Raw genomic sequence first — 13106 nt, forward strand, 5'->3', positions numbered from 1 at the left:
TCCGTTTGATATTGGGGGGATACTCTTGCGCCGTATATTTTTACTGCTTACTGTCGTGCTTGTCGCTGTCCTTGGGGTCACCTTCGCTGCGCATCCTGCGGAGGCGGCGTTCAGTGACCGTGCGAAGGACCTGACGAAGATTGCGGGCGTTCGCATCGGAAAGACGGATGGGAATGTCCGCATCGTCATCGATGCCGACCGCCCCGTCTCCTACAAGCAGTCTGTGCTGTCGAATCCGACGCGCATTGTGCTGGACATCCAGAATGCGTGGATTGCGCCCGAGGCGAAGAAGAATATCTCCGTAGACTCCTCCCTCGTCTCCGCCGTGCGCGTAGCGCAGTTCGACGCGACAACAGTGCGCATTGTCGTGGAAACCTCAGTGGACAAGGGGGGGTGGAAAATCTTCTCCCTCAACGAGGGGAAACCACGCATCGTCATGGACTTTGGCGCAGCGCCCTCCCCGAAGCCTACGAAAAAGCCCGAACAGGAGACGGAGAAGCCCATACCCGCACCGCCGTCACAGACGGATGAGGACGAAGAGGACACGCGGGATCAGATTGACCGCGATCTGGATGCCATCACAGGGATGAAGGGGCGTAAGATCGCCATCGACCCAGGGCACGGCGGCAGTGACTCGGGCGCGATCGGCCCGACGGGCATCATGGAGAAGTCTGTAACCTTGCGTGTCAGCCGCGAGCTCAAGCGCCTCCTCGAAGCGGAGGGGGCGACGGTCATCCTTACGCGTACGGACGATACGGAGGTCTCGTCCAAGGGGGCGAATGCCACCTCTGTTGAGGAACTCGAGGCGCGCTGTGAGATTGCGAACCGTGCAAATGCGGACATCTTCCTTTCGATTCATGCCGATGCCTTCACAAATCGCGAGGTGAAGGGGACGACGGCGTATTACTACACGAAGGGGACGAAGCAGTCAAAACAACTCGCCGACAGCGTGCGTACAGCACTGATCGATGCCATCGGTACCGTTGACCGAGGGACGCAGTCGTGTAATTTCTATGTGGTGAAACATACGGACATGCCCGCAATTCTTGTGGAGATCTCCTTTATCTCGAATCCGGATGAGGAGAAGATGATGAACAGCGAGACGGGCATCAAGAAGATTGCACAGGGCATTGCCGACGGGATTGCCGATTACTTTGGATGATATTTAGGAGAGGAGGGAGCATTTGCAGGAAGTTCACGGCTATCCGGCGCGTGCGCGCCAGTTCTTCATCGTGCTCCTTCCGATCCTCATCACGCAGATCTCCCTCATGGCGCCGGGCTTCTTCAACACGGTCATGGCGGGACATATCAGCAAGGAAGATCTTGCAGGGATTGCCGTCGGTGCGAGCATCTTCTTTCCCGTGTTCGGGGCTTTTATGGGACTCGTCTCGGGGCTGACCCCCGTCATTGCACAGCATTATGGTGCGCGGCAGACACGCAAGATTCGGCGCGTCGTCCAGCAGAGCTTCTACTGGGCGACGCTTCTTGCTGTGTTCCTGCTTGTGTGCGGTGTGCTGACGGTTCCAGCGCTCGTGCACGCGCTGCATCTTGAGCCCGTGGTCGAGCGTATTACGATGGAGTATCTGTCCTACATCGCCCTCGGACTTATTCCTGTTGCGCCCGCGATCGTTCTGCGCAACTTCATCGATGCGCACGGGCGGACGCGTCTCACAATGTATATCACGATGACGACGATTCCGATCAACATCGTTCTCAACTATATCTTTATGTACGGCGCGTGCGGGATTGAGCCGCTCGGCGGACCCGGCGCGGGGCTTGGTGCGGCGCTGAGCTACGGCGTTTTTCTCGTGCTGAACAGCATTGTCGTCCTCCGGATCAAACAGTTTGCACGCTATCATGTATTTGCACGTCTGCCGCGTCCAATTCTCGGTGACTGGTGGGTGCTGCTCAAGATCTGCATCCCGATTGGACTCACGGTGTTCTGCGAGCAGAGCATCTTTGGCGCAGTTGGTCTCCTCATGGCGGCATACGGGACGACTGTGGTTGCCGCACATCAGGCGGCGATGAACTTTACGACCATCGTCTACATGCTGCCGCTCTCGGTCTCCATGGCAATCACGATCCTCGTGGGCTTCGAGGTCGGCGGCGGACGTGAGAACGGCGCGCGCGCCTACATCCGTCTCAGCCGCGTGCTCACACTCGTCTTCGTCGGCGTGATTGCCCTCGGGCTTGCAGCGATGCGCGACTCCGTGGCGGCGCTCTATACGACGAACCCGGAGGTGCAGGAACTCCTGCGCGTCTTCCTTCTCTATGCACTCGTCATGCAGTTCTGTGACTGCGTGAATGCACCTCTGCAGGGGGCGCTGCGCGGCTACAAGGATGTCACGGTCACGTTCTGGCTCGCCGTGCTCTCGTTCTGGGGCATCGGTCTGCCGAGCGGCTACGTGCTCGCGGGCTGGACGGAGCTCGGCCCCTTCGGCTACTGGGCGGGGCTGAACGGCGGCATCATCGTCGGCGCAGTCATGCTCATGATCCGCCTGCGCATCATCGAGGATCGCATGCGGCGCGCGAAGATGCAGTCTGCATGATGCGCTGTGACGTATGCAATGTATACAGTGCAAATGCCACCTGTCCGTGAAAAAAATCCTATTGAATTTCCTGTAAAACGTGGTATGATGTACCCCATGAGGGGAAAATTACTCATATCACATTTCGAGCAGTGAAAAAATATTTAACTATGTGATTTTTTTCACTATTAAACGAAGGAGTGGGGTTAATATGGCAGATCAAAAACACATTGTCATCGTCGGCGCCGGGTTCGGAGGCGTGACTCTTGCCAAGGAACTCGCGAAGGAAAATGTGCGGGTCACACTCGTGGATCGGCACAACTATCATCTCTTTCAGCCGCTCCTCTATCAGGTGAGTACGGCTGTCCTCTCCGCGTCGGAGATTGCCTATCCCACGCGCCAGTTTTTCAAGAACAACAAGAATGTGAATTTCTATATGTCCAAGGCGCTCGATATCGATCAGGAGCGCCGCGTGCTTATCACGAAGCACGGCGAGATTTCCTATGACTACCTCGTGCTTGCGGCGGGCGCGACAACGAATTTCTTCGGAAATGAGAGCGTTGCACGCAATTCCTATGCAATGAAGACGCTGCAGGAAGCGATTGCCCTGCGCGGGCACATCATCCATGAATTCGAGCGCGCTGCGCGCAAGTGCGGCCCCGATCAGTGGGAGGCGCGTCGGCGCCATCTGAACTTCGTCATCGTCGGCGGCGGCGCGACGGGCATCGAGATGGCGGGCGCGCTGATGGAGCTCATCGACATCTTCAAGAGGGAGTTCCATACGATTGACTTCAAGGAGGTTCACGTCACCCTCCTCGAGGCGATGGGCTCCGTCCTGCCGATGGTGCCGCCCGATCTGCAGCAGCATACAATCGACGTACTGCGCAAGAAGGGCGTCGACGTGCGCCTCAACACGGCGGTCACGGAGTACGACGGAAACGATCTGAAGCTGAACAACGGCGAAGTCATCCCGACGAAGACCGTCATCTGGGCGGCGGGCGTGCGCGCTCAGGACTTTATCAAGGATTGCGGCGCAGAGGTGGATCGCGCGGGGCGCGTCATCGTGGAGGAAAATCTGCTCGTAAAGGGCAGTGACCGCATCTTTGCGATCGGCGACTGTGCGAACTTTCAGCACGGCGGTCTCGAGCGTCCGCTCCCGACGGTCGCACCCGTAGCGACGCAGGAGGCAATGCAGGTCAAGAAGAACATTATGGCGCTGATCGCGGGTAAGACACCGGATCAGTTGGAGAAGTTCGTCTATCATGACCTCGGTGCCATGGCGACGATCGGCCGAGGCGAGGCGGTCATGAATGGCCCCATGCCCGGGCTCGGCTTCATGCTCAAGGCGAAGGGATTCTTTGCGTGGTTCGCGTGGATGCTCGTCCATCTCGTCCGTCTCGCGGGACGCTATGCGGACTTTACGGTCTCGATCAAGTGGATCTGGAATTTCTTCTTCGGCACGCGTCTCGCGCGTATCATCCACAGCAAGCTGGAGTAAATGCTTGCACGACGCGCTGTTTTATGCTATACTTGCGCGGTAATGAACGCAGGGCGTTTGTTTCCATGACTCGTTCTCGGCAAGACATGCCGAGTTCAACCAAGCGTGCACAAGCGCGCTTGTATCCGGCAAAAAGAAACGAGGTGTATTTACATGAAAGAGGGCATTCATCCCGAGTTCTTCGAGGCGACGGTGACGTGCGGCTGCGGCAATACGTTCACGACGGGCTCGACGAAGCAGGATCTGCGCATCGATGTCTGCTCGAAGTGCCATCCGTTCTTCACGGGGCGTCAGCGTGACGTTCAGGCGGGCGGGCGCATTGAGAAGTTCCAGAAGCGCTACGCACGGAAGTAGTGACCATGGTGAGGTGCTGTGCGCCTTGCCTGTTTACTGCACGACAACAGGGAGGGGCTATTGCACGAGAGATCGTGTGATAGTCTCTTTTTTGATACTGTAAAGGAAAACTATGCCAAAGAAAATTACCGACCTCGCAGTCGGCGGACAGGCGGTCATCGAGGGGGTCATGATGCGCGACGCGGCAAAGACCGCGACTGCTGTGCGACTTCCGAATGGTGAAATCGCCGTGGAGACGCACCCCGTCACCTCGATCCGTGACCGCTATCCGATCCTCAACCTGCCGCTCATTCGCGGCTCCGTCATCATGGTGGAATCCCTCGTCATCGGCATGCGCGCCCTCTCATTCTCCGCACAGGCGGCCGGCGAGGAGGAGAAGAAGATGACGACGAAGGAGATCACCATGACCATCCTCTTCGCGCTCGTCCTCGCGAGCGTGCTCTTCATCGTCATCCCGACGGGCGCGGCGCATCTCGCGGCGGCGTACACGGACGACCCTGTCGTATTCAACCTCATCGAGGGCGGTATTCGCCTGCTCGTATTCCTCCTCTACATCTGGGGCATCTCGTTTATGGACGGGATTCGTCGTGTGTTCCAGTACCACGGTGCGGAGCACAAGACCATCCACTGCTACGAGTCGGGCGAGGCGCTAACCGTGGAGAACGTGCAGAAGTTTCCGCGCCTGCATCCGCGCTGCGGCACAAACTTCCTCCTCATTGTCATGGTTGTTGCCATCGTCTTTCACGTGTTCTTTGGCTGGCCTGACCTCTGGCTGCGCATCCTGAGCCGCCTCGCCGTCCTGCCCGTGGTCGCGGGCGCCTCCTACGAGATCATCCGCTTTGCGGGGCGCAGCGAAAACCGCATTGTCCACATTTTGATTACGCCCGGACTGTGGCTGCAATATCTGACGACGCGCCCGCCCGCCGATGAGATGGTCGAGGTCGCAATCGAGTCGCTGAAGGCAGTGCTGCCGCCCGAAGACATCCCCGAAGGCAGTGGGAACTACCGAAAGGAAGTAACGTGTTAAGCAAACTGAACGCCGTTGCGGATAAATATCATGAACTCGAGGCGCTCCTGAGTGACCCCGCCGTGATGGCAGATATGGCAAAATGGCAGCGCTATACGCGCGAGCACGCGGCGCTCACGCCGATTGTGGAGGCGTATGACGCCTATCGGGCAGCGCTCGCGACCATCGAAGAGGACAGGGAAATGCTCTCCGAAGCCGATGCCGAGATGAAGGAGATGCTCACAGAGGAGATTGCCGAGGCAGAAGCGGAACGTGACCGACTTGCCGAGCAGCTGCCGATCCTCCTTCTGCCGCGCGACCCGAACGACGACAAGAACGTCATCGTCGAGATTCGCGGCGGCGTCGGCGGGGAGGAGGCGGCACTCTTTGCGGCAAGCCTCTTCCGCATGTATGCGCGCTATGCCGAGCGGCAGGGCTGGCGGACGGAGATCCTCTCCAGCAATCCGACGGAGATCGGCGGATTTAAGGAAATCTCGTTTCTCGTCAATGGCGTAGGAGCGTACAGCCGTCTGAAATACGAGAGCGGCACACACCGCGTGCAGCGCATCCCCGTCACGGAGTCGGGCGGGCGCATCCACACATCGGCGGTTACAGTCGCCGTCTTGCCCGAGGCGGAGGAGGTCGAGGTGACGATCGACGCAAACGATCTACGCATCGACACCTACTGCGCCTCAGGAGCGGGCGGACAGTACGTCAACCGCACGGAGACGGCAATTCGCATCACACACATCCCGACGGGCATCGTCGTGCAGTGTCAGGACGAGAAGTCGCAGCTCAAGAACCGCGAGAAGGCGATGAAGGTGCTGCGCGCGCGTCTCTACGACCGCGCACAGCAGGAGCAGGCAGACGCCGTTGCCGCAGATCGGCGCAGTCAGGTCGGCTCGGGCGATCGCAGCGAGCGCATCCGCACATATAACTTCCCGCAGGGGCGCGTGACCGATCATCGCATCGGGCTGACACTCTACAAGATCGATGCCGTGCTCGACGGTGAGCTGGATGAAATCCTTGCGGGGCTCATCACGGCAGATCAGGCAGAGCGGCTGAAACAGGTGAACTGATGGCGGATTCTGTTTGGACGATTGCGCGGCTCCTCACGTGGACGACGGATTTCTTTCGCGAGCACGGCATCGAGAATCCGCGCCTTGATGCGGAGGTCTTGCTCGGCGCGGTGCTCGGCAAGGATCGGATGTACCTCTATGTGCATTTCGACGAGCCGCTCGAACCTGTGGAGCTTGCCGCCTTTCGCTCGCATGTGAAGGAGCGGGCGGCGCATGTGCCGCTCGCCTATGTGCTCGGCACGCGTGAGTTTATGGGGCTGGACTTTTGCGTGACGCGTGATACGCTCATCCCGCGTCCCGATACGGAACTGCTCGTGCAGTGTGCCGTGGACTTCCTGCGTGCGCGGACGGTAGCAGGGGGCGATGAACTCTCTATCGCGGACATTGGCACGGGGACGGGGGCGATTGCGCTTTCCGTCCTGCACTATACGGAGGGAACGCGCGCGGATGCTGTCGACGTCTCGCCCGCAGCGGCAGAGGTTGCGCGGGAGAATGCGGCGCGGCTCGGGCTTGCGGAGCGCATCGAGGTGTATGTGGGTGATCTCACTGCGCCGCTCGCGGGGCGCAGCTATGACGTGATTCTCTCGAATCCGCCGTATATCCCGACGGCGGATATTGCGACCCTCATGCCCGAGGTGCGTAGCTATGAGCCGCATCTCGCGCTCGACGGCGGGCGCGATGGGCTGACGATCTATCGCCGCCTCGCGGCGGATGCGCCCGCACTTCTGCGGGACGGCGGTATGCTTGCCGTCGAGGTCGGCATTGATGAGGCACGCGATGTGGCGCGCCTGCTCGAGAACAATGCGCGCATTGTGCGCACGGAGATTCAAAAGGATCTCGCGGGTATCGAGCGCGTGGTTGTGGGGTATACGACTTGAGAGGAGGGATTACATGGATACGGAGATTCTGCGTCCCATCTCGGACGCCGATCTCGAGCGTGTCGCCGCGCTGATTCGCAGCGGTGCGCTCGTTGCGTTTCCGACGGAGACGGTCTACGGACTCGGTGCGAACGGATTGGACGCGGCGGCGTGCGCACGGATCTATGAGGCGAAAGGGCGCCCCTCCGACAATCCGCTCATCCTCCATATCGCTGATCTCGCGATGGCACACGACGTTGCCTCTGAGGTTCCGCCGCTTGCGGCGCATCTCCTCACGGCGTTTGCACCGGGGCCTCTCACCGTCATCCTGCCGAAAGCGCCGCATATCCCCGATATCGTGACGGGCGGGCTCTCGACCGTCGGTGTGCGCTGTCCAGACCACGATATAGCGCGACGCCTCATCCGCGCAGCGGGCGTGCCGATTGCCGCGCCGTCCGCGAATACCTCGGGGCGTCCGAGTCCCACGACGGCGGCGATGGTCTATGCGGATATGGCGGGACGCATCCCGCTCATCCTCGACGGCGGAAGCTGCCGCTTGGGCGTGGAGTCCACGATTGTCGACTGTACGGAAGAGGGTGTCGTCACGATTCTGCGCCCCGGAGCCATCACGCGCGAGATGATGGTGGCAGAGCTGCCGCACGCAGATGTCCGCATGGATGCGGCGCTCACGGCAGAGGATGAAGCACCGCGTGCCCCCGGCATGAAGTACACGCACTACGCGCCGCGCGTCCCTCTCACTGTCTACGTGGGCGCGGGGACAGATGTCACTGCAGCGCTGCGCGAGGAATTCCTACGCCGCACGGCAGCGGGCGAGTGCCCCGCACTCATCGCCAGCAATGAGACCATTGCGGCACTCTCCGATCTTGTCCCCGCAGAGCGTACCTATAACTGTGGGGCGCGCGGCAATCACAGCGCACTTGCATCCTGTCTCTACGACGCACTCCGCCATTTTGACGATATGCCTGTCACCTCCCTCCTCGCCGAGGGGGCGGCGGCGGTCGGGCTGGGGACTGCCATTATGAACCGCCTGCGCAAGGCAAGCGGCGGACGTATTATATCTATCTGATCTTGGGTGACTCCGTGTTTGCTTCACGCAAACACTTAGTTACGCAAGTGGTCGTGCGCTTATCTGCCTAAATACCTGCGGACTTCTTAAACCGCTTCGCTTGAACGAAAGAAATCCGCAGGGGGCAGAACGCGCCCTTTTCTCCGCTTGCTCCACTAGGGGTTGCTTAGGAGCATCGCACGGAATTGTTTCCGACGTTCTGCAACTCACAAATACCTATACACGCAAAAAACCGACAGCCGCTCTATTTCGAGCAAGCTGTCGGCTACATAACAACGAACATAAAAGTTAAACACGTCCTTATTCAGTTGTTTGGCTCGCGTGAACCACGTGATCACGCGACTGTGTATTGTACGTTCAGCTGAAACCGTTTTGGAGATCTCAATATCATCCAAATTTGCGCGCTTGGTTTTCGAAAAACGAATCGTACAGGGAAATATGTCACACCCCAACCGTTGGGGCTGACTGCGCCGGAGCCATTCCTTGCTGACATAATGCCATATGAGGTCAACGACCTGCGTTGCCTCGCCTCTTCTTCAAAGATGCATTCCCATCAGGGGGCATGGTCACTGCGCTGAATGAAATGTGTCAATAGACATTCTCCTTTCCTCATTATACACGTTTCTAGGAGATATATCTCTTTCCTTGCATTTATCATATCATAAATCGGACTGCCATGCAATAGTTTTTTAGGGAGCATCATATCCCTGCTCCTGAGACTGCCATTGGAGAAATCAAAGTGCTTTCAATCATCATGGACTTCATCTTCCCGCCGCGCTGTCCGAACTGCTCCGCCTACGTCGAGCGCAGGGGGACTTTTTGTGCGCCCTGCATGCGCCGCCTCAGCACGGTGCATGCACTCGCGCGCGCGGCGGAGATGATGGCGTATCTCGACGGAATCTGGGCGTTTGCCCACTATCGCGAGGCGGTGCGCGACCTCCTGCGCGCGCTGAAATATCAGAAGCAGCGCTCCGCGCTCCCGGCACTCCATACGCTCCTCGTGGCGGGCGAGGACGTCCTTGATGATCTGCCGCGCCCGCTCGTTGCCGTGCCCGTGCCGCTTGCGCCAAAGCGGCAGCGCAAACGCGGCTTCAATCAGGCGGAGAAGATCTTCGCGCCGTGGCTCAGGATGCACGAGATCTCCGTCGCCCCACTCCTCGTTCGCACGCGCGAGACCGCGCCACTCTACGAGCACACGCGCACGGAGCGGCAGCGGGAACTCAGAGGGGCGTTTGCCCTTGCGGCGGATGCAGATGCTGCGGGCAGAGATATTCTGCTCGTAGATGATATCATGACATCGGGTGCAACGCTGACGGAATGCGCGCGCACGCTGAAACGTGCGGGGGCACGCCGCGTCTATGCCTTTGTTCTGGCGAGTGAGCATCTGTGATGTATGTCATAAGAAGCGTGGCAATTTGCTTGTAAAAAATACGGAAAAGTCCTATAATGAAAGAGTGTTATTATAGGGGGATTCCATCGAAAGTACCGATATGAGTCCCTTATAGGGGCGGATGATCGGTACTTTTGTTGTTTAGGAGGGGTTCTATTGCAGATGAATGGTGCACGCGCTCTCTTGGAGAGCTTGAAGGCGGAGGGCGTCGAGGTTGTGTTCGGCTATCCGGGCGGGGCAGTCCTCACGCTCTACGATGAAGTATATAAGATGAATTTTCCGCATGTCCTGACGCGCCACGAGCAGGGGGCAGCACACGCGGCGGACGGCTATGCCAGAGCGTCGGGCAAGGTCGGCGTCGCCTTTGCGACCTCGGGACCGGGCGCGACAAATCTCGTGACGGGCATCGCGACGGCGCATATGGACTCCGTACCGATGGTCTGTATCACGGGACAGGTGGCGAATCCGTACATCGGCAAGGATTCCTTTCAGGAGGCGGATATTGTCGGCATCACGACGCCGATCACGAAGCACAACTATCTCGTAAAAGATGTGAACGACATCCCGCGTGTCGTGAAGGAAGCGTTCTACATCGCGCGGACGGGGCGCCCCGGCGTGGTTGTCATCGATGTGGCAAAGGATGTATTTGACACGCCGATCGACTATGAATATCCTGATGCCGCCATCCTGCACGGCTATACGGGGGATGTCCCCTTTGATATGGAGGCGGTGCATGCGGCTGTGGAGGCACTTGCCTCTGCTCGTCAGCCGCTGCTCTTCGTCGGCGGCGGCGTTGTGCTCTCGGATACGTCGGACTACGTGCGCGAGCTCATTGCGCTCACGGGGATGCCCTCCGTGGCGACACTCATGGGAATCGGCGGCGTTGCAGCTGAGACCGAGGGCTATACGGGCATGGCGGGCATGCACGGTGCCTATGCCTCGAATATGGCGATTCAGGAGTGCGATCTCCTGCTTGCGCTCGGCACGCGCTTCAGCGACCGCGTGACGGGGAATACGGCGGCGTTTGCACCGAAGGCAAAAATTGTGCACTTCGACATCGACCCCGCAGAGCTGAACAAGAATGTGCGCGCGGACATCCCTGTCATTGGCGATTTGCGCGAGACGCTGCCCGCGTTTGTGGATGCCGTGCGCGCGGTGCAGGAGGAGCTCAGCGTTCGCTACCGTCCGTGGCGCGGCGAGGTGCTCTCGATGGAGCGCGCCCATCCGCTTGGGTGGAAGGCGTCGGAGGACATTCGCCCCGAGGAGCTCATCAGCCGCGTGCGTGAGCTTGTCGATGCGGATGCAATCTGTGTCACGGATGTGGGACAGCATCAGATGTGGGCGGCACAGTTCTTTGGCTGTCACGACCCGCGTCGCTTTCTCACCTCGGGCGGACTCGGCACGATGGGCTACGGTCTGCCGGCAGCGATTGGTGCGAAACTCGCTTGTCCAGACAAGGAGGTTGTCCTCATTACGGGCGATGGCAGCATCATGATGAACTGTCAGGAACTTGCGACGATGGCGGACAACGACATCGATGTGAAGATTGTCATTGTGCACAACTCCATCCTCGGCATGGTCGGACAGTGGCAGCGGCTCTTCTACAGTCACCACTACTCCGCCTCGGAGCTCAAGGGCAAGACCGATTTTGTAAAGCTCGCCGAGGCAATGGGGGTCGCGGGCTGCCGTATCGAAACGCGGGAAGAGTTCGCGGAGGTGCTGCCGCAGGTTCTCCGCGCCAAGGGTGCGCGTCTCATCGATGTGATCGTACCCGAGGAGGCGGATGTCGTACCGATGGTGCCGGGCGGCAAGCGACTCGATCAGATGGTGCTCGGAGGGAGATAAGATGGATAAGTATTTGCTCGCCGTGCTCGTCGATAACAAGCCCGGCGTCCTCACGCATATCGCGGGGCTCATCAGCCGCCGCGCGTTCAACATCGAGAGCATCTCCGCCGGCTATACGGAGGAGGCGGATGTCACGCGCATCAACATCGTCGTCTCCGTTGCGTCGGAGAACGAACTGCGGCAGGTCGTTACACAGCTCTCGAAGCTGATCGACGTGGTGAAGATCGTCAACCTCACGCAGTTCGAGTCCATCACGCGCGAACTTGTACTCATCAAGGTACACGCGACAAAGGAGAACCGTGCGGAGATCATCGACGTGGTGAACATCTTCCGCGCGCGCATCGTGGATGTCGGCGTGGAGAATGTCGTCATTGAGCTGACAGGCGATGCAAAGAAGATCGATGCCCTCTCGGAATTGCTGTCCGACTACGGCATCATCGAGATCGCACGGACAGGGGCGATTGCGCTTTCGCGTGGCCCTGTGCCCGTCAAGCAGATGTAGTTTTTCGGTAGAGAAGGAGCGGTTTGACATGAATCTCAGGAAATGGGGGCTTCTGCTCCTGCCTGTAGCGTGCCTTTCGCTGACAGGCTGCGGACTGACGGGGGCGAGTTCGGATCGCGTCGTCTATGCAAACTACGACGATGCGGATGGTTTCTGTGCACAGATCAAAGATGCATTTGCAAACAAGGCAAAGGCGGACGGCATCGAGGTCGAGTTCCTCGACGCGAAGAACGACGGAAATATGCAGATTGACCAGCTGAACGAGGCGATTGGCAGGGGTGCGGGGGCGATTGTCCTGCTTGCAGCGGACGGCTCTAGCATCGTCAAGACCATCGAAAAGGCGAACGATGCGGGCATCCCGATCATCACGGTCAACCGCAGCGTTGCGGGCGGCAAGGTGCTCCGTGCCTACTCCGACGATGTGGAGGCGGGGCGTATGCAGGGGGAGTACATGGCCTCACATCTGCCGCCGAACGCGAAGATCGTGTATTTGCAGGGCGATGGGACGCAGGGCAGTGCGGTCGGTCGCTGGGATGGGTTCAAGGCGGCGTGCCTTGACAAGCGCCCCGATATTCAGCTGCTCTCGTTCGTGGATGCAGGATGGAGCAAGGCAGAGGCACTCAAGACCATGACCCTCTGGATGAGCATGTTTCCTGAGATCAACGGCGTTGTCGCAGGCAATGATGAGATGGCGCTCGGTGCGATTGCAGCGCTGAAGGGGGCAAACCGCCTCAGTGGATGCCTTGTCTCTGCGGTCGATGCCACTCCTGCGGGTCTCGCAGCAGTCGAGGCGGGAGAGATGGCGCAGACCATCAAGCAGGATGCAAAGGCGCAGGGTGAGGGGGCACTCACACTCGTAGAGGGCTTCCTTAAGGGAAATCCGCCCTCGGGTGACCTCGCCATTCCGTTTACATCCATAACAGCGGACAATCTCGCGCAGGCGAAGTGAGGAGGGGAGTG

12 protein-coding genes are annotated in these 13106 nt (G+C 59.3%); all 12 read left to right on the top strand.

The window, feature by feature from the left end:
- Window positions 1-25: 25 nt before the first annotated feature.
- Window positions 26-1162 carry an N-acetylmuramoyl-L-alanine amidase gene (locus H1B31_RS05665; protein ID WP_185979630.1) on the top strand — a complete coding sequence of 379 codons (1137 nt, stop codon included), beginning with the start codon at window positions 26-28 and terminating at the stop codon, window positions 1160-1162.
- 22 nt (window positions 1163-1184) lie between these two features.
- Window positions 1185-2549 (top strand): MATE family efflux transporter, encoded by a 1365-nt coding sequence (locus tag H1B31_RS05670; protein ID WP_185979631.1) that lies wholly within the window; start codon window positions 1185-1187, stop codon window positions 2547-2549.
- 190 nt (window positions 2550-2739) lie between these two features.
- Entirely contained in the window at window positions 2740-4026 is a 1287-nt protein-coding gene (locus tag H1B31_RS05675; protein WP_185979632.1) for an NAD(P)/FAD-dependent oxidoreductase, read from the top strand.
- Between the two features lie 153 nt (window positions 4027-4179).
- Window positions 4180-4380: a 50S ribosomal protein L31 gene (gene rpmE, locus H1B31_RS05680; protein WP_009657055.1), complete on the top strand. Its 201-nt coding sequence runs from the start codon at window positions 4180-4182 to the stop codon at window positions 4378-4380.
- Between the two features lie 112 nt (window positions 4381-4492).
- The gene (locus H1B31_RS05685) at window positions 4493-5407 is read left to right on the top strand and encodes a DUF1385 domain-containing protein (RefSeq protein WP_185979633.1); all 915 of its coding nucleotides are present in this window, start codon (window positions 4493-4495) and stop codon (window positions 5405-5407) included.
- Entirely contained in the window at window positions 5401-6465 is a 1065-nt protein-coding gene (gene prfA / locus H1B31_RS05690; RefSeq protein ID WP_009441128.1) for a peptide chain release factor 1, read from the top strand. Before H1B31_RS05685 ends, prfA begins: the two co-directional genes overlap by 7 nt.
- On the top strand, window positions 6465-7343 hold the full coding sequence (gene prmC, locus H1B31_RS05695; RefSeq protein WP_185979634.1) for a peptide chain release factor N(5)-glutamine methyltransferase: 879 nt from the start codon (window positions 6465-6467) through the stop codon (window positions 7341-7343). Before prfA ends, prmC begins: the two co-directional genes overlap by 1 nt.
- A 13-nt stretch (window positions 7344-7356) precedes the next feature.
- Window positions 7357-8409 (top strand): L-threonylcarbamoyladenylate synthase, encoded by a 1053-nt coding sequence (locus H1B31_RS05700; RefSeq protein WP_185979635.1) that lies wholly within the window; start codon window positions 7357-7359, stop codon window positions 8407-8409.
- A 739-nt stretch (window positions 8410-9148) separates the two neighbouring features.
- Entirely contained in the window at window positions 9149-9799 is a 651-nt protein-coding gene (locus tag H1B31_RS05705) for a ComF family protein (protein WP_185979636.1), read from the top strand.
- 162 nt (window positions 9800-9961) lie between these two features.
- Entirely contained in the window at window positions 9962-11644 is a 1683-nt protein-coding gene (gene ilvB / locus H1B31_RS05710; protein ID WP_009441123.1) for a biosynthetic-type acetolactate synthase large subunit, read from the top strand.
- A gap of 1 nt (window position 11645) precedes the next feature.
- Entirely contained in the window at window positions 11646-12146 is a 501-nt protein-coding gene (ilvN, locus tag H1B31_RS05715; RefSeq protein WP_185979637.1) for an acetolactate synthase small subunit, read from the top strand.
- 28 nt (window positions 12147-12174) lie between these two features.
- Window positions 12175-13095: a sugar ABC transporter substrate-binding protein gene (locus tag H1B31_RS05720; RefSeq protein ID WP_185979638.1), complete on the top strand. Its 921-nt coding sequence runs from the start codon at window positions 12175-12177 to the stop codon at window positions 13093-13095.
- Window positions 13096-13106: the final 11 nt, after the last annotated feature.

The sequence above is a fragment of the Selenomonas timonae genome, from assembly GCF_014250475.1.
Taxonomy (GTDB): domain Bacteria; phylum Bacillota; class Negativicutes; order Selenomonadales; family Selenomonadaceae; genus Centipeda; species Centipeda timonae.